The sequence below is a fragment of the Hydrogenophaga pseudoflava genome, from assembly GCF_031020795.1.
Lineage (GTDB): Bacteria > Pseudomonadota > Gammaproteobacteria > Burkholderiales > Burkholderiaceae_C > Hydrogenophaga > Hydrogenophaga pseudoflava_A.
Genome location: NZ_JAVHJP010000001.1, coordinates 159,063 through 177,136 on the forward strand (window position 1 = coordinate 159,063; position 18,074 = coordinate 177,136).

Consider the following 18,074-nt stretch of genomic DNA (forward strand, 5'->3'; position numbering starts at 1 on the left):
GGCCCCAGTTCCTGGTCCTGCTGCCCACTTTGTAGACCCCGTCTGCCTTCAACTGAACGGCTGCTTTGGCAACCGCACAGGCAGATGCCCCCAGCACCCTGGACGGGTGCCTCTCATTGATGAAATTCGAAGATCTGAACCTGGCCCCGGCCATCGTGCAAGCGGTGCGCGAACACGGTTATGAAACCCCCACCCCGATCCAGGTCGAAGCCATACCGGCCGTCCTGGCCGGCCGCGACCTGCTCGGTGGGGCCCAGACCGGCACCGGCAAGACCGCTGCCTTCACCCTGCCGATGCTGCAGCGCCTGTCGCAAGGCGAGCGCGGCCAGAGCCGCTTCGGCGGCGTTGCCATCCGCGCCCTGGTGCTCACCCCCACCCGCGAGCTGGCGGCCCAGGTCGAAGAATCGGTGCGCGTCTACGGCAAGCACCTGTCGCTGACCTCCACCGTGGTCTTCGGCGGTGTCGGCATGAACCCGCAGATCAACGCAATGAAGCGTGGCGTGGACATCCTGGTGGCCACCCCTGGCCGCCTGCTGGACCTGCAGCAGCAGGGCTTCCTGGACCTGTCGCAGGTGCAGATCCTGGTGCTCGACGAAGCCGACCGCATGCTGGACATGGGCTTCATCCACGACGTCAAGAAAGTGCTGGCCCTGCTGCCACAAAGCAAGCAAAGCCTGCTGTTCTCTGCGACCTTCAGCGACGAAATCCGCGACCTGGCCAACAACCTGCTCAAGGACCCGCAGAGCATCCAGGTCACGCCGCGCAACACCACGGTGCAGCGCATCACCCAGGTGATCCACCCTGTCGGTCGCGGCAAGAAGAAGGCCCTGCTGGTGCATATCATCAACCAGCACAACTGGAGCCAGGTGCTGGTGTTCACCCGCACCAAGTTCGGCGCCAACAACGTGGCCGACTACCTGACCAAGAACGGCATCAAGGCCATGGCGCTGCACGGCAACAAGAGCCAGGGTGCCCGTACCCAGGCGCTGGCCGACTTCAAGAGCGGCGACATCCGCGCCCTGGTGGCCACCGACATCGCGGCCCGCGGCATCGACATCGACGAGCTGCCGCACGTCGTGAACTACGAAATCCCCAACGTCTGCGAAGACTACGTGCACCGCATCGGCCGCACCGGCCGCGCCGGTCGCGAAGGCCAGGCGGTCAACCTCGTGAGCCTGGACGAAGAGGGCTTCATGATGGACATCGAACGCTTCACCAAGCAGCAGATTCCGGTCGAGATCTTCCAGGAGTTCATGCCCGAGCCGGGCGAGAAGGCCGAGCCCATCGCCATGGGCCGCCAGACCATCTGGGGCGGTGCCGGCAAGCCGCCCAGCCGCGAGGTGATGGCCGCCGCCGCCAAGGCCGCGCGCCAGGAAATGATGACCCGCATCCGCGAGAAGAAGGCAGAGGGCGGCAATGGCGGGCGCAGCAACAACAACGGGGGTGGGCAGCCGCGCCAGCGCGCCGAGGCCGGCGATGGCCAGCCGCCCGCCGAGGGCCAGGGCGAAGGACGGCGCCGCAACCGCAACCGCCGGGGCGGCGGTGGCGGCAACGGACAACCGCGCCAGGCCAATGCCAACGGAAACCCCAACCAAAACGGCCAGCCCCGCCAGCACCAGGAGCGCCCGCCGCGCGCCCCGCGCGAGGACCGCTACGACGGCGAAGACCGCCCCGAGCGACAGCCCGGCCCCAACGCCCACCTGGGCAGCCTGCGCATCCGCGAGCCGCGCGCCCGCGCCGCCGCGCCGGGCGGCCAGCCCGACCCGCTGCGCACCAGCATCGATTCGATGCGCACCGGCAACCGCAACAAGAACAAGGGTGGTGGTCAGCGTGGTGGCAACGGTGGCGGTGGCGCCGATCCGCTGCGCACCAGCTACGGCCGCATCCGCTGAGCCCGGCCTTCTGGCCCCCCGGCGACCGAGAGGCGGGCATGTGCCCGCCTTTTTTTCGCCGCTACCATTGCGCACCAGAGGTCATCCACCATGAAGCTGCTGCTTGCCGAAGACGACGTGATGCTGGGTTCCAGCATGGAAAAGGGGCTGGATCTGGCCGGGTTCCAGGTGGACTGGGCCAAGACCGGGGAGCAGGTGGTCGATGCGCTGGGTCGCCGCAGCTACGACGTGGTGCTGCTGGACATCGGCCTGCCGCAGCTCGACGGGCTGCAGATCCTGCGCTGGATGCGCAAGGAAGGTCAGACCACACCGGTGATGCTGGTGACCGCGCGCGACGCGGTGCCCGACCGTGTGGCCGGGCTCAACCAGGGCGCCGACGACTACCTGACCAAACCGTTCGACCTGGACGAACTGTGCGCGCGCATCCATGCGCTGGCACGCCGCCAGGGCGGGCGCGTCACCTCGCACATCCATCTGGGGCGCCTGGAGGTGCGGCCGGCGGAACGTGAGGCCCTGCTGTCGGGCAAGCAGCTGCCACTGTCGCAGCGCGAGTTCGACCTGCTGGCCACGTTCGCCCGGCAGCCGGGCGTCGTGCTCTCGGTCGAACAGCTGGAGAAGCAGCTGTACGGCTGGAGCGAGGACATCTCCAGCAACGCCGTCGAGGTGCACCTGCACCACCTGCGCCGCAAGCTCGGGGAGCCCTGGATCGTCAATGTGCGCGGGGTGGGGTACAAGCTGGTGCAGTTGCCTTGAAGCTTCGCTCGATCCGCTCCCGGCTGCTGCTCTGGCTGATCTCGTCGGTACTGATCACCACCCTCGTGGTCGGTTACCTGACGGCGCGGCTCACCTGGAGCGGATTCAACAATGTGCGCAACATGGGGCTGGAGCAGATCGCCCAGACGGTCATGCGCCACGACGAGGCGGCGCCCGCACAGCCCTCGGCGCCACTGCCATCGACCGCACTGGCCGATGACGACCTCGACCAGTTCGTGAGCCAGATCTGGGAGCACTCGGGCCAATTGGTCTACTCTTCGCTGGCCGATATTGGCCCGCCCCTCCAGAGTCCGGGGCACCACATCGTCACCTGGCAGGGCCAGAGCTGGCGCGTCTACACGCAGGCGCACGACCGTCGCATTGTCCAGGTCGCGGTCACCACCAAGATCCGGCGCCAGCACTTCTACTCGCTCACCCCGTGGCTGCTGGTGCCGCTGGTGCTGCTGGTGCTCGTGTTGGCCGTGCTCACGAGCACGGGCGTGGACCGTGTGCTGCTGCCGCTGGAACAGCTGCGCAGCGACATTGCCCGCAGCAATCCGGAAGGCCTGCAGCCCATCGACACCTCCGGCCTGCCCGCCGAAGTGGCCCCACTGGCCGACACGCTCAACCAGCTGCTGGCGCGCATCGAACACATGCTCAATCACCAGCGCCGCTTCCTGGCCGACGCTGCGCACGAGCTCAACACCCCGCTGGCCGTGGTCAAGCTGCAGGCACAACTGGTACGGCGCGCCAAACCGGGCGAATGGGATATCGCCCTGGACCAGCTGGATGCGGGCATCGAACGGGCTTCCCGGCTGAGCTTCCAGCTGCTCCAGCTGGCGCGCCTGGAGCCCGAAGGACAGACGGCGCAGCTGCAGGCCCTGCGGCTGGACGACCTGCTGCGCGAGGCGGTGGCGGGCTTCTCGGCGCGGGCCGAACAGCAGGGCAGCGACCTGGGCCTGGTGCATGCGGACCCGGTCGTCCTGATCGGCGACCCGCACGCGTTGCGCACGCTGGTGGACAACCTGATCGGCAACGCGCTGACGCACAACCCGGGGCCGGTGCGCATCGACGTGGGCCTGCACACCGAGGGCGCGCACGCGGTGCTCGAAGTCAGCGACAACGGCAGCGGCATCGCACCCGAGGACCGTGCGCGGGTGCTGGAACGTTTCGTCCGGCTCTCGCCGGGCGACGGCAAAGGCAGCGGACTTGGGTTGTCCATCGTCGGCGAGATCGCGGCCCTGCACGGCGGCACGGTGGCCCTCGACGATGCGCCCGGTGGCGGACTCACGGTGCGCGTGCGCCTGCCGCTGGCCGAGGCCCGGCCCGCGCCGCGCACAGCCTGAGCCCGCCGGCAGCGCCGGGCCACTGGTTACATTCGCGGCCATGGTCACCACATTGCCACCACCCTCCCGCTGGGCCACCCTGACCGTCGCCAGTGCGAACGTGCTGAATCTGGCGCAGCCGGGTCGCCATTTCTACGACGGGCAGGAGCCCTACAGCCAGAACGAGTTCGAGCGCAAGGTTGGGTGGCTCGGGGAGCGCTTTCGCGTGCTCAACGCCGATGTGCTGGCGGTGCAGGAAGTCTGGGACGAGGTGGCGCTGCGCGCCGCCATCGCCCGCAGCGGCCTGCAGTACGGCACGGTGGTCGTGCCCGGCGCTGAAAACGGTCCCGGACAGCACGGGGCGCAGGGCACGCCGCGCGTGGGCCTGGTGACACGGCTGAAGGTGGAGTCGCTGCAGTCCATCGCCGATTTCCCCGCCGCCGCCGTGGTGCAGGTGCCCGGGCTGGGGCCCCACACCCGCTTCGAGCGTCCGCCCCTGCTGGCCACGCTGCGCATGAAACATGGGCAGGAGATCGCCGTGCTCACGGCGCACCTCAAGTCCAAGCGCCCCAAATACCTGCAGGACGCCAGCGGCCAGACCCTGGAGGACACCGAAGACCCGGTTGTACAGGCACTGGGTTCGCTGCGTTCGCTGCTCATGCGCGCGGGCGAGGCGCTGGCGCTGCGGCTGAAGGTGGTCGAGCTGCTGCACCGCACGCGACTGCCTCTGGTCGTGATGGGCGATTTCAACGACGGCCCGCACAGCGTGACCACGCAACTGATCGCAGCGACCTCACAGGTGGCCTACGACAAGGGCGCGCGCGACAACGCCCTGTTCAGCGCCTGGGATGTGCAAGGCGATGCCGCCCTGCGGCGCGACGTGGCCTATTCGCACATCCACCAAGGCTACCCCGAGGTGCTGGACCAGGTGCTGGTGAGCGAGGAGTTCGTGGCCACCAGCCGCGCCGCCATCGGCGACGTGCGCCGCGTGGAGTTCTTCAACGACCACCTGCACGAAGGCCGCGACCGCAGCCGCAGCGACCACGGCTTCGTGCGCGCGCTGCTGCGACTGAAGCTGCCGGATGTGCTCGTCTAGACGAACCTGACCATCGCCAGAGGGGGCAGGTCGCGGGAAAGCTCCTGCCAGCGCTCGCCCGCATCGGCGCTGACCCAGAGCCCGCCCGTGGTCGATCCCATGGCCAGCACCCGGCCCGTGCCGTCCACGTCCAGCGCATGCCGGTAGACCAGGTGGTAGGCGTGGCGCTGCGGCAGGCCCTCGCCGAAGACCTGGAAGCTCTGGCCGCCGTCGTCGGTGCGCAGCACCACCAGCCGCCCGTCCACCGGGATGCGGCACACGTCGGCCTTCGCCGGCACGAACCAGGCCCGTTGCGGGTTGTTGGGATCACAGGCCACGGCAAAGCCGAAGCCCGACGGCGCGGGCGCGGCGATGGGCTGCCACAGCGCGCCACCGTCGGCAGAGCGGTAGATGCCGCAGTGGTGCTGCACCCACAGGGTGTCGGGCTGCACCCGGCACTGCACCATGGCGTGCGGGTCCTGGGTGTTGCCGTCGTCGGCGCTCTCGGCCGGCAGGTAGTCGGCTCTCATGCCCTGTGCGGTCAAGGTCCAGCTGTCGCCGGCGTCGCGCGTCTGCCAGACGCCACCGCAGGAGATGCCCAGTGTGATGTGGCGCGGCTCGCGCGGATCGACCAGGATGGAGTGGATGCCGGCGTGGTCGTAGCCGCCGCCAAACCATTCGCGACGACCGGGTTGCTCCCACAGCGGCCGGTTCAGCGCCCAGCTGGCGCCGTGGTCGTCCGAGCGGAACAGGCCTGCCGGCAGACAGCCGGCCCACAACACCCCTGGTTCGTCGGCGCCGCCGGCCGCCATCGACCAGACCAGATCGACCGTCCAGGGCATGGTGTCGTCGGCCATCGGCCCTTCGGCAGGTTTGGGCGGAAACGCCGGCGCAGCCACCTCGGTCCAGTGCACGCCCCGGTCGGCGCTGCGGTGCAGCTTGACGCCGAAATGGCCCAGGCGCAGCGCGGCGTACCAGTGGCCGTCGCGCGGATCGACCAACACGCTGGTGACCGGCTCGCCGGCAAAGTGCAGCGCCGTGATGCGCCATTCGGTGCCCTCGCCCTCCCACACGAACAGGCCTTTGCGGCTCGCCACCAGCATCGTCGGCATCGCGGTCTCCTTGGTTTGTGGGGGCGGCGGTTCAGCCGCCACTCAGCGCCTGCACCACCAGCACCCGGTCGCCCGCCACCAGGGCCCGGTCCAGCCGGACGCGGTCGGCCACCAGCTCGCGGTTGACGAACACCGCCACGTGCTTGCGAACGGCGCGCTGATCGTCGAACACATATCCCGCCAACGCCGGCGCAGCCCGCAGGGCCTGTTCCAGCGCCGCACGCAGCGTGCCCGGCGGCACCTGCTGGGGTCCGCAGTCCACGTGGCGGCGCAAGGCGGGGGCGAATTCGACAGTCACCATGGCGGGCTCCGTCCGCAGTGTCTGTTCAGACGCGGGCAGGCGCAAGGCCGGAACCCTTCTGGGGGCGGGGTCAGCCTCGCACGAACAGCGTCACCAGCGGCTGGTCGCCGACCTGGCGGCTCCAGTGGCCATGCACCGCCGGATCGAAGGTCGCGCCCTCGGGCAGGGTGTCGGCGGAATAGAAGTGATCGCCCGGGCCGAAGATGCGCGAGCTGCCGTCCTGCAGCCCTATTTCCATCTGCCCCTGCAGCACGAACAGCCACTGCGGAGCGCCGGTGCAGTGGAACTGGCTGCGAAAGCCGACCGGGCTATGGCGCAACTGGTAGCCACCCGAAGGCATCAACGGCGAAAGGCACGCCGCTGGCGTGCCTTCGCTGAGTTCGACCGATTCCTCGCGGAACGCGGCCCGTCCGTCGGTGCCGGTGTAGAGCACCACCTTGGTGAAACTTGTCATGGTCATCTCCTGCGTCGCAGGGTTGTACCAGACACGTTCGCCCGACATTCCAGCACACACCGCGGAACCGGCTTTGCCGGGCCGCTGGTGTGGTCCCCCCGGGGGGAAGCCGCGAAGCGGCGCAGGGGGGGTCAGTTCTTCGGGTAACGGCTGGGGTACAGCTCGTTGAGCTTCTTGCCGCTTTCGCCATCGGCAATGATGTCGCCGGTGCGCTGGGCTTCGGCCAGTTCGGCCTTGACCTGCTCACGCGTCTTGCCCTGGGCGACGACTTCCTTGGGGTAGCGGTTCGGGTAGACCTCGCGCAGGGTGCGGCCGGACTCGTTGTCGGCGATCACGTTGCCGCTTTCCTGGGCGGCACGCAGCTCAGCGCGCACTTCCTCGCGGGTCAAGGCCTGGCCCTTGGGTGCGGCGGCGTAGGCGCTGGGGTTGATTTCGCGGGCGGTGCGGCCGGACTCGTTGTCGGCGATCACGTTGCCCTCACGCTGGGCGGCAGCCAGCTCGGCCTTGACGTCGGCGCGGGTCTTGACCTGGGCGGTGGCGGCGGCCGGGTAGCGGTTGGGATACATCTCGCGCAGGGTGCGGCCGGATTCGACGTCGCCGATCACATCACCGGCTTGCTGGGCCTGGATCAGTTCGGCGCGGACCTGCTCGCGGGTCAGCGGGGCATCCGCGTCGGCGGCGAAGGCCTGACCGGCCGACAGGGCGGCCACGGCGAGGGCGATGCTGGAGAGGTAAGAGGCTTTCATGGTGCTTCCTTTCAAGAAGTGGTGAAACGGTGAAGTGATGGTGCCGGCCGGAAGGTCGGGTGTCTTTTCGCGGCGGTTTCGCTTCTTTGCGTTGTGTTTCGGAAGAGATTCGTTCGCGATGGGTGAACTTTAAAATTTCATCCACAGAAGAAAAACCGCCGAATCGTCGTCAATCTATTTCCAATTCAGCAACAATCACCCCGTTTTAAATCCTCACCATCGACCCATGGACCGACTGACCTCAATGCGTGTGTTTCTCCGTGTGGCGGACGAAGGCGGCTTCGCCGCCGCTGCGCGGGCTTTGGACATGTCGCCCGCCGTCGTGACGCGGCTGGTGGCCGACCTGGAGGAGCACCTGGGCACCCGGCTGCTGCAGCGCACCACACGCCGGCAGTCGCTCACCGACGCCGGCGAGGCGTACCTGGAGCGGGTGCGCCACATCCTGCAGGACCTGGACGATGCCCACTCGCTGGTCAGTTCGCAAACCCAGCAGCTCTCGGGCACGCTGCGGGTGCTGGCACCGCCGGTGCTGGCCACGCACGTGCTGGCGCCCATGGTCGCCAGCTTCCACCAGCGCTACCCGCAGATCCAGCTGGACATCGAAGTGGCCAGCCACCGCGAGCCCCCCATTGAAGCCTTCGACATCACGCTCATGGGCACCGACGAGGGCTACGACGCCAACATCATCGCCCGCAAAGTGAACACGACCGAGGCCTTCCTGGTTGCGTCTCCGGCGTACCTCGCGCGCCGGGGCTCCCCCGCCACGCCGCAGGACCTGCTGCAGCACGACTGCCTGCGCATCAAGCCCGACATGGGCACCCGCAGCCGGCTGTTGCGCCTGTTCCGCAGCGACCAGGAGGACGAGGTGCTGCTGGATGTGCGCCCGGTGCTCTGGGCCAACCACACCGACACGCTGATGCGGGCCGCGCTCGATGGTGCCGGTATCACCGGAACCACGGTCGAGCTGGCCGCGCCGCACCTGGCCAGCGGCGCGCTGGTGCGCGTGCTGGCGCCGTGGATCACCGGCCGTTTCACGCTCTACGCAGCCCTGCCCAGCCGCAAGTTCCTGCCGCAGCGCACCCAGGTCTTCCTGGATCACCTGACCGACCGGACGCGCGAGCGCGTCGCACAGGCGCTGGCCGGCTGCAACGTGTGCTGAAAAAGGAGCGGCCCGGGACTGAATTCGTTCGCCAAGGTTTCACCCCGTTTCGCCGTTCCGTTCGTTTCAGTGGACTCCATGCATTTTTCTGGAGTCCTCATGAACACCACCCTGCGCCACCTGACCCTGCCCACCTTCGCAGCACTGGCCCTGCTGTCCGCACCGCCCGCCCAGGCCATTGGCGGGCTCGCCGACGTCCAGGTGATCGACCGCGACAGCGGCGAAGCCCTGCCGGTCTACCGGCACCGGGGAGAACACTGGGTCGCCGGCCGGCCCGGCGCCCGCTACGCCGTCTCGGTGCGCAACGCGCAGCCTGGCCGCCTGATGGGCGTGGTCTCCGTCGACGGCATCAATGTGGTCTCGGGCCAGACCGCGGCCTGGCACCAGACCGGCTATGTGCTCGGCCCCTGGCAGCGCTACGACATCACCGGCTGGCGCAAGACGGACCACGAGGTCGCGGCCTTCCACTTCACCGCTTTGCCGGCGTCCTACGCGGCACGCACCGGCCGCCCGGCCCATGTGGGCGTGATCGGTGTGGCGCTGTTTCGCGAGAGGGTCGAGGCGCCCGCGGTGGCTCCGCTCTCCGAACCGGGGGACGGGTCCTGGCGCGACCGGCTCGAGTCCGGTGCGGCCGAGCGCAGCGCGCCCCAGGCCGCCGCTGCGCCGAAGCTGGGCACCGGCCACGGTGAACGTGAACACGACCGCATCGGCCACACCACGTTCGAGCGCCGCGGCGACCGGCCCGACGAGCTGATCCGCATCCGCTACGACAGCCGCGAGAACCTGGTGGCGATGGGCGTCCTGCCGCCGGACGTGGTGCCCCACCGCCCGCAGCCCTTCCCCGGTTCGCGCTCGCCGCGCTACGTGCCCGACCCGGACTGAAGCGCGCACGCCTCCACCCATAATCGCCCGCATGACCGCGGCCGACACGCCTACCAACGAACAGCTCATGCAGGCCTACGCCCGCGGGGACATGCGCGCCTTTGAAACCCTGTACGACCGCCACGCCCTGCCGGTGTGGCGCTTCGTGCAGCGCAGCGTGCAGAACGCGGCGCTGGCCGACGACCTGGTGCAGGACGTCTGGTTCAGCGTGGTGCGCCATGCCTCGCAATACGAGCCGCGGGCGAAGTTCCGCACCTGGCTGTTCACCCTGGCGCACCACCGCGTGGTCGACCACTGGCGCACGCAGAAGAACCACACCAGCCTGGACGCCGAGAGCGAGGACGGCACCGCGCTGGCCGAGATGCTGGCTGCTGAATCCGGCTTCGGTCCCGAGCGGCGGCTTGATTCGCGCGAGCTGGCGCAAGCGCTGCTCGACGCGCTCGCGGCCCTGCCCGAGGTGCAGCGCGAAGCTTTCCTGCTGCAGGCCGAAGCCGGCATGAGCCTGGCCGAGATCGCGCAGACCACGGGCGTCAACATGGAAACCGCCAAGAGCCGCCTGCGGTATGCCCGCGCCCGCCTGCGCGAGACCCTGGAGGCCCACGCATGAACCGCCGCGACCACCTGCCACCGACGCCCGACGACGCCCTGTTGCAGCGCTACCGCGAAGCCAACGAGCTCGACACCGCGCGGCCCGGCGCCGCGCTGCGCGAAAACGTGCTGGCCCACGCGCGTGCGGCCGCCGCCTCGCGCACCGACGCGATCCGCCCCGAAGTGCGGCCCGCGGCCAATGACAGTGTCTGGACCTGGCGAGCCCTGGGCGGCCTTGCGGTGATCGGCCTGGTCGGTCTGCTGGTGCTGCAATTCGACCACGGCAACTTGGAGGAGAAGGAGCTGGCGCTGGGCTCCGGCATCTCGCGGCCCGCCGCCGAAACAGCCGCCAGCAGCCCCCCGCCAGAGCCCGCTCCAGCGGCAGAACCGGCTCCACGGAAAGCCTCGCCGCAACGAAGCGAAGCACCTGCCCCTGCCCCCGCCTCCGATCCCCAAGCCCCGGACCGCATGGCCAAGGCCGAAGCGCCGGAAGGACCGGAGGCGCCCGCCCCAGCGGCCAAGTCCTTGACACCCCAGGCGCCCGCCCCCATGCCCCGTGCAGCGCCCGCCTCACGTGCCGCCGCGCCCGCCACCGCCGACAGCGCGGCGTCCGCCGAAGGAGGGGTGATGCGGGAGCGGCGGGAGGTCACGACCATCCGTCCCGAGCCCCTTTCTCCCATGTTCGCCGCCATCGCATCCGGTGACGCAAAAGCGGTGGATCAGCGGCTGGCCGAAGGTGCCGACCCGAACGAGCGCGACCCCGCCGGCCGCACGCCACTGATCGCGGCCGCGCGGACCGGCAACGAGGCGGTGGTGAAACGGCTGCTGGCCGCAGGCGCGGACCGCACCCTGCGCGACCGCGACGGGCTCAGCGCCGCGGACCACGCCGGACGCAACGGCTCCCCCGGGCTGCTGCCGCTGCTGCGCTGAGCCGGCCAGGCGGCGGACACACCGTTCCTCCCGACGCGCTCAGCCCGCCGGCCGCACCGGCCTGGCCCACGAGCGCTGCCGCCGGACCTGGCGCGGCGTGGCCTCCATCAGCCGCAGCAACATCCGGCGCAAGGCGGTGGCGTCCTGGTAGCCCACGGCGGCCGCCACCTGCTCCACCGGCAGCCGCGTGTTCTCCAGCAGCGCCCGGGCGCGCCGAAGCCGCACGCTCTGGATCAGCGCCATGGGCGACCTGCCAGTGGCGCGCTGCACATGGCGGGCCAGCGTGCGGGTCGACATCGCCGCCTGCTCTGCCAGCATGGCCACGGTCACGGGTTCGGGCCAGCGCGCCTCGATCCGCTGCACGAGGCCGCTGACGAAGTCGTCGCCGGCCACCAAGGCCTGGGGCACCACGTAGGGCGACTGTGCTGCACGCGCGTCGATCAGCAACACCCGGCCGACCCAGTCGGCCAGGGCATGGCCACCGTGTTCGCGCAGCAGGTGCAGCATCAGGTCGGTCTGCGCCAACGCCGCCCCGGCGGTGGCGACCGGGCCGTCCACGCACACCATGCGGTCGGCCTCCACCCGGCAGCCAGGAAAACGCTGTTGCAGCAGATGGGCCAGCCACCAGGTGGTCGTGGCGCGGCGCCCGTCCAGCACCCCAGCCAGCCCAAGCACGAACACCGAGAAACACGACGCCGCCACACGCCCGCCCGCGACCACGTGGCGGCGCACCGCAGCGGCCGCTGCCTGCACCAGCGGGTCGTCCAGGTGCTGTGCCAGTTGAGCGGTGTCCGCCAGGCGAAGGCCCGGCAGCACCCACACCGAAGAGTCGGCGCCCGCCCGCCGCGGCAGAGGGCGGGTGTCCACGGTCAGCCCCATCGACAGCCGCACTGGGCCGCCCGCCGGCGACAGCACCCGCCAGGTCGGTGCAGGCACGCCGCAGCGCGGCGCCATCACCTGCGCCGCCGACAGCATGTCCAGCGTCACTGCCACACCGCTGGTCAGGCTCCCGGGCAACACGATCAGATTGAAATCGGCCATGTCTCAAAACGCTTCAAAGATGTCATTCCGGACACTGTAAGACACGCCGCTCCACGGGTTCAATGAACCCCATCGATTCAAGGAGCCCCCTCTTGAAACCCGCCTCTTCGACCGCCTCCTCCCGCGTCTATCTGGTCCTGGCACTGGCCGGGCTGGTGCTCACCTGGTTCTTCAACCTGCAATACTTCCTCTCGGGGGGCAGCGTGGCACCCGACCGCTTCTGGGCCGATGCCATGGCCAACCCGCTGACCCGCGCGATCACGCTCGACGTGTACCTGTCGGCGCTGGTGTTCGGGGTCTGGGTCTGGCGCGAAACGGCCACGGCCGGTCGCTGGCGGCCACTGGCCTGGGTGGCGCTGTGTTTCGGCATCGGGCTGGCCGTCGCCCTGCCGCTGTATCTGGCGCGCCGGGAACGCACCGCAGCGCCAAGGCCGTGAACGGGTCCGCAGGCCTCAGCGCGGTGCGACGCAGTTGAGCGGTGTCTTCGCCTGGCCTTTGGTGAGGTAGGCGATCAGGTTGTCGGCCGCCAGCATGGCCATGGCCATGCGCGTGGGCAACGTGGCGCTGGCGATGTGCGGCGTGAGCACCACGTTGGGCACGGTCAACAGCGCGGGGTTGACCTGTGGCTCGCCTTCGAACACGTCCAGCCCCGCCGCAGCAATGCGCTTCTCGCGCAGCGCCGCGACCAGCGCGTTTTCATCCACGATGCCGCCGCGGGCGATGTTGACCAGCGTCGCGGTCGGCTTCATCAGGGCGATTTCGGCCGCACCCACCGTGTGGTGCGCAGCCGGGGTGTAGGGCAGCACCAGCACCACGTGATCGGCCTGCGAGAACAGGTCCTCGCGCGAAACGTAGTGCGCGCCGCAGGCCGCTTCCTTGTCGGTATCGAGCCGTGAGCGGTTGTGGTAAATCACCCGCATGCCGAAGCCGTGGGCGCCGCGGCGGGCGATGGCCTGGCCGATGCGGCCCATGCCCAGGATGCCCAGTGTGCTGCCGTGGATGTCGGCGCCAGCGAACAGGTCGAGCGACCACTGTTTCCAATGACCGGCGCGCAGGTAGTGTTCGCTCTCCGCAATACGCCGCGCGGTCGCCATCAGCAGCGCGAAACCGAAGTCGGCCGTGGTCTCGGTGAGCACGTCGGGCGCGTTGGTGGCCTGCACGCCGGCCGCCGTCATCGCGTCCAGATCGAAGTTGTTGTAGCCCACCGCGAGGTTGGCCACGATCTTCAGCTGCGGGCAGGCCGCCAGCAGCGCCGCGTCGATGCGCTCGCTGCCGGAGGTCAGCACCCCGTCCTTGCCCTGCAGGCGCTCGATGAACTCGGCCGGGGACCAGACCACGCCATGCGGTGTGGTCTCGACCTCGAAATGCCCGCGCAGGCGCTCCACCACCTCGGGGAACACCGCGCGCGCGATCAGGATGGTGGGGCGCTGGTTCATGCGCGTGCTCAGACCGCCAGCAGATCGACTTCGAACAGCAGGGTGGCGTTGGGCGGAATCACGCCGCCAGCACCGCGCGCGCCATAACCCAGCGCGGCCGGGATCACCAGGCGGCGCGTGCCGCCGACGGCCATGCCCTGCACGCCTTCGTCCCAGCCCTTGATCACATGGCCGGCGCCGAGCGGAAATTCGAAGGGCTGGCCGCGGTCCTTGCTGGAGTCGAACTTGGCGCCCTGCACGCCGTCGTTGTAGAGCCAGCCGGTGTAGTGCACCTGCACACGGCGGCCGGCCTGGGCGACCTCGCCGTTGCCGACGGTGGTGTCTTCGTACTGCAGGCCGCTGGGGGTGGTGATCATGGTGTGTCCTCGGGTTGAAAAAAACGGAAGGCCGATTATTCCAGCCCCGCACCGCCCCGGCGCTGGCACCACTTCAAACACCTGTTTACACAGGCTTTGCACGGCATGGGGCAAACGTTGACGCGGCGGCGGTGTACTGCAGTCCTCGCAACCACCGGTCCCAGGAGACCCACGATGACCACCTCCATCCCCCTGCTTTCCCGCCGCCTGGCGCTGGGCGCCCTTGCCGGCTCGGTCCTGCTCACCGCGTTGCCGGCCATGGCCGAGGGACGCCTGACCGACGTGCGGGTGGTCGACCGCGACCGCGACGCGGTGCTGCCGGTCTACCGTTTCCGCGGCGAGCTCTGGGTGGCGGGCGAACCCGGCGCCCGCTATGCCATCGAACTGCTCAACGACAGCCGCGAGCGTCTGCTCAACGTGGTGTCGGTGGACGGGGTGAACGTGATCACCGGCGAGACCGCCGACTTCGACCAGGCCGGCTACGTGCTGGAACCCATGCAGCGCTACGACGTGGCGGGCTGGCGCAAGAGCAAGCGCGAGATCGCGGCCTTCGAGTTCACGCGCCACTCTCGCTCCTACGCCGCGCGCACCGGGCGGCCGGACGACGTGGGCGTGATCGGCGTCGCGGTGTTCCGCGAGCGCGAGGCCTTCCATCTGCCGCGCCCGCCGCTGCCGCCCTTCCCGCCGTTCGACCGCAGCGAGCCCCGCTCGGGCAGCAAGTCCAGCCCGCAGCTGCAGGAACGTTCGCATGGCAGCGCCCAGGCGGGACCTCAGCTGGGCACCGGCCATGGGGACCGTGAACGCGACCGCGTCGGCGAGACCGACTTCGAGCGCCGCAGCAGCCGGCCGGACGAGGTCATCCGCATCCGATACGACAGCCGTGAGAACCTCATCGCGCTCGGCGTGATCCCTCCGGAGCGCCGCCGCTGGCGCGACCGGCCCAGCGCCTTCCCGGGCGCGAACCGGGGGTATGTGCCGGACCCCTATTGACCCTTCACTCCAGCCAGTGCGTGAAGCTTGCCACCGGCTCGCGGGGTGTGACGAACCCGTTCACCTTGTCGGCCGGGTCGGCGTAGCCCAGTGCCATGCCGCAGACCAGCATCTCGTTGTCGCCCGCGCCGATGTGCGGCAGGATGATCTTCGCGAAGCCGTTCCAGGCCGCCTGCGGGCAGGTGTGCAGGCCGTGGCCGCGCGCGGCGACCATGAGGTTCTGCAGGAACATGCCGTAGTCCACCAGCGAACCGCGGCCCATGACCCTGTCCAGCGTGAACATCAGGCCCACCGGTGCGTCGAAGAACCTGAAGTTGCGCTGGTGCTGGGCGTGCATTTTGTCCTTGTCGCCCTTGGTGATGCCCAGCAGGCCATACAGGCTCCAGCCGTTCTCGCGCCGGCGGTCGATGTAGGGGCTGACCCACTGCGTCGGGTAGTAGTCGTATTCCTCTCGATACTGCTCGGCCAGCGACGGGTCGGCGCGCAGGGCGTCGTGCGCGGCGCAGCATTTCTCCACCAGACCGTCTCGGCTGGCGCCTTGCAGCACATAAACCTTCCAAGGCTGGGTGTTGGTGCCCGACGGCGCGCGAGAGGCCACCTCCAGCAGGTGCTCCAGCGTGGCGCGCGGCACAGGCTGGGGCAGGAAGGCGCGCGCCGACATGCGGCTGGTGATGGCGGCATCGACGCTGGCGGCATCGATCACCGGAGAGGCGGCAGGCGGGTTGTGGCTCATGATGTCTCCTGTATGTGACGTTTACGTCAACGTCAATTATGGCAAGCGGTGCCGCCCTGCGTTGGCCGGCGGTCAGATGAGGGTTTGCAGGGTGGCCTTGAGTTTCTCGGGCAAGGGGACGGGCCGGCGGGTTTCGCGGTCCACGTACACATGGATGAAGTGGCCACAGGCCGCTGCCTTCGGCTCGCCTTGGGCGAACAGACCGACCTCGTAGCGCACGCTGGAACTGCCCAGGTGCGCCACCCGCAGACCGGCTTCGATGGTCTGCGGAAAAGCCAGCGGCGCGAAGTAGTTGCACTGGGTCTCGATCACCAGCCCGATCACGCCACCGGCATGGATGTCCAGCGCGCCCTGCTCGATCAGCCAGGCGTTGACCGCGGTGTCGAACCAGCTGTAGTAGACGACGTTGTTGACATGGCCGTAGACGTCGTTGTCCATCCAGCGCGTGCCGATGGCGCGGAACACGCGGTAGTGATCGCGCGGCAGGGCCTGGGGACGTGGAGCGGGGGTGGCGGCAGCGTTCATGGCGGCGGATTCTGCCTGCGCGGCCTTCAGGCGGCTGTCGCCGCCGCGCGTTCCCCATCCCGGGCGGCCGCCGCCCAGCGGTCGTGGTACCCGAGTGCCACCCGGTAAGTGTTCATCTGCACCTGCACCGTGGCCTCCATGTCGGTGCCGTAGCCGCCGGCCATGGCAAAGGCCAGCGGCAGGCGGCGCTGCCAGGCCCAGTCCATCACCCGCCGGTCGCGCGCCTCCAGCCCGTCGAACGTGAGCTTCAACCGTCCGAGGCGGTCTCCTTCGTGCGGGTCGGCTCCGGCCAGGTAAATGACAAGACCCGGGTCGAAGCGGTGTGCCAGTTCGTCCAGCGCACGCTCCAGCGCCTCCAGGTAGGCGGCATCGCCGGTGCCGTCGGGCAGCTCCACGTCCAGGTCGCTCGGCTCCTTGCGGAACGGGAAGTTCTTTTCGCCGTGCAGCGAGAGCGTGAACACCGAGTCGTCGCTGGCAAAGATGCGCGCCGTGCCGTTGCCCTGGTGCACATCGAGATCGATGATGGACACTTTCAATGGCCCGCGCGCCCGGTGCTGCCGCGCGTGTTCGGCCTGCATCAGGCGTGCGGCCACGGCGGCGTCGTTGAACACGCAGAAGCCACTGCCCTTGTCGGCGTAGGAATGGTGCGTGCCACCTGCGATGTTGGCGGCCAGGCCTTCGCCCGACATCGCGGCGCGGCAGGCCTGGATGGTGGCACCGACCGAGCGCCGCGCTCGCTCGGCCATGGCGGGGCTCCAGGGAAAGCCGATCTCGCGCTGGGCGGCGGCGCTCAGCGTGCCGGTCTGGACCGCCTGGATGTAGGCCGGCGTGTGCACCAGCGCCAGTTCGCCGTCGCTGGCCGGCAGGGCCTGGCCCAGCCGGATCTGCGGGCACTCGGCCGCCAGCCGCTCGCGCAGGCGCCCGTACTTGGCCATGGGAAACCGGTGCCCCACGGGCAGCGGCAGGATGAAATGGTCGGCGTAGAAGACGTGCACGGCGCATTGTGGCCGGAGCAAGAAATCCAGCCGTGGCAGACCGGTTTTAGAAAACCGCATCTAGATTGCTGCAGCGCAACAAAAAACCCTTGCGCCCGCCCGGCCAGTCTCTATAATTCAAGTCATGTTGCAGCGCAGCAAAGCGAACGAAAACAACAGCGTCCAGACAGCGCGGTGTTCTCGAAGCAGCCTTCAACTACCCTTTAAAACCCTCTACAGGAGCTAAAAAATGTTGACCGCTGAACAGATCGTTGCCGCCCAGAAAGCCAACATCGAAACCCTCTTCGGCCTGACCCAGAAAGCCTTCGAAGGCGTTGAAAAGCTGGTCGAGCTGAACGTGCAAGCCACCAAGGCCGCCCTGAGCGAGTCCGCCAACAGCGCCCAGGCCCTGCTGTCCGTCAAGGACGCCCAGGAACTGCTGACCCTGCAAGCCAGCCTGATGCAGCCCCTGGCAGAGAAGACCGTGGCCTACAGCCGTCACCTGTACGACATCGCTTCGGGCACCGGTGCCGAGTTCGGCAAGGCCGCTGAAGCCCAGGCCGTCGACGCCCAGAAGAAGTTCATGGCCGTCGTCGACAACGCCGCCAAGAACGCTCCCGCCGGTTCGGAAACCGCCGTGGCCGTGATGAAGAGCGCCGTGTCCGCCGCCAACAACGCCATGGAGTCGGTGCAGAAGGCCGTCAAGCAGGCCACCGAAATGGCCGAAGCCAACTTCAACACCGTCACCGCCCAGGCCGTGACCGCCACCAAGGCCGCCGCCAAGAAGCGTTGAACAACACCG

21 protein-coding genes are annotated in these 18,074 nt (G+C 69.1%); 11 read left to right on the plus strand and 10 right to left on the minus strand.

Annotated elements, in window-relative coordinates; translation table 11 throughout:
* Window positions 1-119 precede the first annotated feature (119 nt).
* The 4 genes from RCO38_RS00750 (at window position 120) to RCO38_RS00765 (ending at window position 5,066) form a co-directional block, all read left to right on the plus strand.
* Complete coding sequence (locus RCO38_RS00750; protein WP_308326378.1) at window positions 120-1,892, plus strand: DEAD/DEAH box helicase; 1,773 nt, start codon at window positions 120-122, stop codon at window positions 1,890-1,892.
* A 90-nt stretch (window positions 1,893-1,982) separates the two neighbouring features.
* Complete coding sequence (locus RCO38_RS00755) at window positions 1,983-2,645, plus strand: response regulator transcription factor (RefSeq protein ID WP_308326380.1); 663 nt, start codon at window positions 1,983-1,985, stop codon at window positions 2,643-2,645.
* The gene (locus tag RCO38_RS00760) at window positions 2,642-3,991 is read left to right on the plus strand and encodes an ATP-binding protein (protein ID WP_308326381.1); all 1,350 of its coding nucleotides are present in this window, start codon (window positions 2,642-2,644) and stop codon (window positions 3,989-3,991) included. The genes RCO38_RS00755 and RCO38_RS00760 overlap by 4 nt, the downstream gene beginning before the upstream one ends.
* A gap of 40 nt (window positions 3,992-4,031) precedes the next feature.
* Window positions 4,032-5,066: an endonuclease/exonuclease/phosphatase family protein gene (locus RCO38_RS00765; RefSeq protein ID WP_308326383.1), complete on the plus strand. Its 1,035-nt coding sequence runs from the start codon at window positions 4,032-4,034 to the stop codon at window positions 5,064-5,066.
* Here RCO38_RS00765 and RCO38_RS00770 read toward each other — a convergent pair.
* The 4 genes from RCO38_RS00770 to RCO38_RS00785 form a co-directional block, all read right to left on the minus strand.
* Window positions 5,063-6,157, minus strand: coding sequence for a WD40/YVTN/BNR-like repeat-containing protein (locus RCO38_RS00770; protein ID WP_308326385.1), 1,095 nt, complete (start codon window positions 6,155-6,157; stop codon window positions 5,063-5,065). The two genes, RCO38_RS00765 and RCO38_RS00770, sit on opposite strands and share 4 nt — an antisense overlap.
* Window positions 6,158-6,188: 31 nt before the next feature.
* A complete protein-coding gene (locus tag RCO38_RS00775) occupies window positions 6,189-6,458 on the minus strand; it encodes a MoaD/ThiS family protein (protein ID WP_308326386.1) in 270 nt (89 codons plus the stop codon).
* Between the two features lie 70 nt (window positions 6,459-6,528).
* The gene (locus tag RCO38_RS00780; RefSeq protein WP_308326388.1) at window positions 6,529-6,912 is read right to left on the minus strand and encodes a hypothetical protein; all 384 of its coding nucleotides are present in this window, start codon (window positions 6,910-6,912) and stop codon (window positions 6,529-6,531) included.
* A 131-nt stretch (window positions 6,913-7,043) separates the two neighbouring features.
* The gene (locus RCO38_RS00785) at window positions 7,044-7,658 is read right to left on the minus strand and encodes a DUF4148 domain-containing protein (RefSeq protein ID WP_308326390.1); all 615 of its coding nucleotides are present in this window, start codon (window positions 7,656-7,658) and stop codon (window positions 7,044-7,046) included.
* A 226-nt stretch (window positions 7,659-7,884) separates the two neighbouring features.
* On the opposite strand from RCO38_RS00785, the gene RCO38_RS00790 reads away from it, so the two are divergent.
* The 4 genes from RCO38_RS00790 to RCO38_RS00805 all read left to right on the plus strand — a co-directional run bounded on the left by RCO38_RS00790 (window position 7,885) and on the right by RCO38_RS00805 (window position 11,217).
* A complete protein-coding gene (locus tag RCO38_RS00790) occupies window positions 7,885-8,817 on the plus strand; it encodes a LysR family transcriptional regulator (RefSeq protein ID WP_308326392.1) in 933 nt (310 codons plus the stop codon).
* Window positions 8,818-8,916: 99 nt separating this feature from the next.
* Window positions 8,917-9,699 carry a hypothetical protein gene (locus tag RCO38_RS00795; RefSeq protein ID WP_308326394.1) on the plus strand — a complete coding sequence of 261 codons (783 nt, stop codon included), beginning with the start codon at window positions 8,917-8,919 and terminating at the stop codon, window positions 9,697-9,699.
* Window positions 9,700-9,730: 31 nt separating this feature from the next.
* Window positions 9,731-10,306, plus strand: a complete 576-nt coding sequence (locus RCO38_RS00800; RefSeq protein WP_308326395.1) for an RNA polymerase sigma factor — start codon at window positions 9,731-9,733, stop codon at window positions 10,304-10,306.
* The gene (locus RCO38_RS00805; protein WP_308326397.1) at window positions 10,303-11,217 is read left to right on the plus strand and encodes an ankyrin repeat domain-containing protein; all 915 of its coding nucleotides are present in this window, start codon (window positions 10,303-10,305) and stop codon (window positions 11,215-11,217) included. Before RCO38_RS00800 ends, RCO38_RS00805 begins: the two co-directional genes overlap by 4 nt.
* Before the next feature lie 39 nt (window positions 11,218-11,256).
* On the opposite strand, the gene RCO38_RS00810 is transcribed toward RCO38_RS00805, so the two are convergent.
* Window positions 11,257-12,258, minus strand: coding sequence for a GlxA family transcriptional regulator (locus RCO38_RS00810; RefSeq protein WP_308326399.1), 1,002 nt, complete (start codon window positions 12,256-12,258; stop codon window positions 11,257-11,259).
* 92 nt (window positions 12,259-12,350) lie between these two features.
* Here RCO38_RS00810 and RCO38_RS00815 point away from each other — a divergent pair, with 92 nt between their 5' ends.
* Complete coding sequence (locus tag RCO38_RS00815; RefSeq protein ID WP_308326401.1) at window positions 12,351-12,695, plus strand: DUF2834 domain-containing protein; 345 nt, start codon at window positions 12,351-12,353, stop codon at window positions 12,693-12,695.
* Window positions 12,696-12,710: 15 nt separating this feature from the next.
* Here the strand turns inward: RCO38_RS00815 and RCO38_RS00820 are convergent, their stop codons facing one another.
* Both RCO38_RS00820 and RCO38_RS00825 read right to left on the minus strand, forming a co-directional pair.
* Window positions 12,711-13,694, minus strand: coding sequence for a 2-hydroxyacid dehydrogenase (locus RCO38_RS00820; protein ID WP_308326402.1), 984 nt, complete (start codon window positions 13,692-13,694; stop codon window positions 12,711-12,713).
* Between the two features lie 8 nt (window positions 13,695-13,702).
* Window positions 13,703-14,050, minus strand: coding sequence for an FKBP-type peptidyl-prolyl cis-trans isomerase (locus RCO38_RS00825; RefSeq protein WP_066150438.1), 348 nt, complete (start codon window positions 14,048-14,050; stop codon window positions 13,703-13,705).
* 174 nt (window positions 14,051-14,224) lie between these two features.
* Here RCO38_RS00825 and RCO38_RS00830 point away from each other — a divergent pair, with 174 nt between their 5' ends.
* Window positions 14,225-15,040 carry a hypothetical protein gene (locus tag RCO38_RS00830; RefSeq protein ID WP_308326404.1) on the plus strand — a complete coding sequence of 272 codons (816 nt, stop codon included), beginning with the start codon at window positions 14,225-14,227 and terminating at the stop codon, window positions 15,038-15,040.
* A 4-nt stretch (window positions 15,041-15,044) separates the two neighbouring features.
* Here RCO38_RS00830 and RCO38_RS00835 read toward each other — a convergent pair whose 3' ends face one another.
* The 3 genes from RCO38_RS00835 to RCO38_RS00845 form a co-directional block, all read right to left on the minus strand.
* A complete protein-coding gene (locus RCO38_RS00835; protein ID WP_308326405.1) occupies window positions 15,045-15,773 on the minus strand; it encodes a nitroreductase in 729 nt (242 codons plus the stop codon).
* A gap of 72 nt (window positions 15,774-15,845) precedes the next feature.
* The gene (locus RCO38_RS00840; RefSeq protein ID WP_308326407.1) at window positions 15,846-16,298 is read right to left on the minus strand and encodes an acyl-CoA thioesterase; all 453 of its coding nucleotides are present in this window, start codon (window positions 16,296-16,298) and stop codon (window positions 15,846-15,848) included.
* A 26-nt stretch (window positions 16,299-16,324) separates the two neighbouring features.
* Complete coding sequence (locus RCO38_RS00845) at window positions 16,325-17,293, minus strand: histone deacetylase family protein (protein ID WP_308326408.1); 969 nt, start codon at window positions 17,291-17,293, stop codon at window positions 16,325-16,327.
* Between the two features lie 229 nt (window positions 17,294-17,522).
* Between RCO38_RS00845 and RCO38_RS00850 the strand changes: the two genes are divergently transcribed.
* Window positions 17,523-18,065: a phasin family protein gene (locus tag RCO38_RS00850; RefSeq protein ID WP_308326409.1), complete on the plus strand. Its 543-nt coding sequence runs from the start codon at window positions 17,523-17,525 to the stop codon at window positions 18,063-18,065.
* Window positions 18,066-18,074: the final 9 nt, after the last annotated feature.

Bases quoted from the DNA above. Each gene is read 5' to 3' on its own strand.
- RCO38_RS00750 (WP_308326378.1), top strand. From the start codon at position 120: ATGAAATTCGAAGATCTGAACCTGGCCCCGGCCATCGTGCAAGCGGTG.
- RCO38_RS00755 (WP_308326380.1), top strand. From the start codon at position 1,983: ATGAAGCTGCTGCTTGCCGAAGACGACGTGATGCTGGGTTCCAGCATG.
- RCO38_RS00765 (WP_308326383.1), top strand. From the start codon at position 4,032: ATGGTCACCACATTGCCACCACCCTCCCGCTGGGCCACCCTGACCGTC.
- RCO38_RS00770 (WP_308326385.1), bottom strand. From the start codon at position 6,157: ATGCCGACGATGCTGGTGGCGAGCCGCAAAGGCCTGTTCGTGTGGGAG.
- RCO38_RS00775 (WP_308326386.1), bottom strand. From the start codon at position 6,458: ATGGTGACTGTCGAATTCGCCCCCGCCTTGCGCCGCCACGTGGACTGC.
- RCO38_RS00780 (WP_308326388.1), bottom strand. From the start codon at position 6,912: ATGACAAGTTTCACCAAGGTGGTGCTCTACACCGGCACCGACGGACGG.
- RCO38_RS00785 (WP_308326390.1), bottom strand. From the start codon at position 7,658: ATGAAAGCCTCTTACCTCTCCAGCATCGCCCTCGCCGTGGCCGCCCTG.
- RCO38_RS00790 (WP_308326392.1), top strand. From the start codon at position 7,885: ATGGACCGACTGACCTCAATGCGTGTGTTTCTCCGTGTGGCGGACGAA.
- RCO38_RS00795 (WP_308326394.1), top strand. From the start codon at position 8,917: ATGAACACCACCCTGCGCCACCTGACCCTGCCCACCTTCGCAGCACTG.
- RCO38_RS00800 (WP_308326395.1), top strand. From the start codon at position 9,731: ATGACCGCGGCCGACACGCCTACCAACGAACAGCTCATGCAGGCCTAC.
- RCO38_RS00805 (WP_308326397.1), top strand. From the start codon at position 10,303: ATGAACCGCCGCGACCACCTGCCACCGACGCCCGACGACGCCCTGTTG.
- RCO38_RS00810 (WP_308326399.1), bottom strand. From the start codon at position 12,258: ATGGCCGATTTCAATCTGATCGTGTTGCCCGGGAGCCTGACCAGCGGT.
- RCO38_RS00820 (WP_308326402.1), bottom strand. From the start codon at position 13,694: ATGAACCAGCGCCCCACCATCCTGATCGCGCGCGCGGTGTTCCCCGAG.
- RCO38_RS00825 (WP_066150438.1), bottom strand. From the start codon at position 14,050: ATGATCACCACCCCCAGCGGCCTGCAGTACGAAGACACCACCGTCGGC.
- RCO38_RS00830 (WP_308326404.1), top strand. From the start codon at position 14,225: ATGACCACCTCCATCCCCCTGCTTTCCCGCCGCCTGGCGCTGGGCGCC.
- RCO38_RS00835 (WP_308326405.1), bottom strand. From the start codon at position 15,773: ATGAGCCACAACCCGCCTGCCGCCTCTCCGGTGATCGATGCCGCCAGC.
- RCO38_RS00840 (WP_308326407.1), bottom strand. From the start codon at position 16,298: ATGAACGCTGCCGCCACCCCCGCTCCACGTCCCCAGGCCCTGCCGCGC.
- RCO38_RS00850 (WP_308326409.1), top strand. From the start codon at position 17,523: ATGTTGACCGCTGAACAGATCGTTGCCGCCCAGAAAGCCAACATCGAA.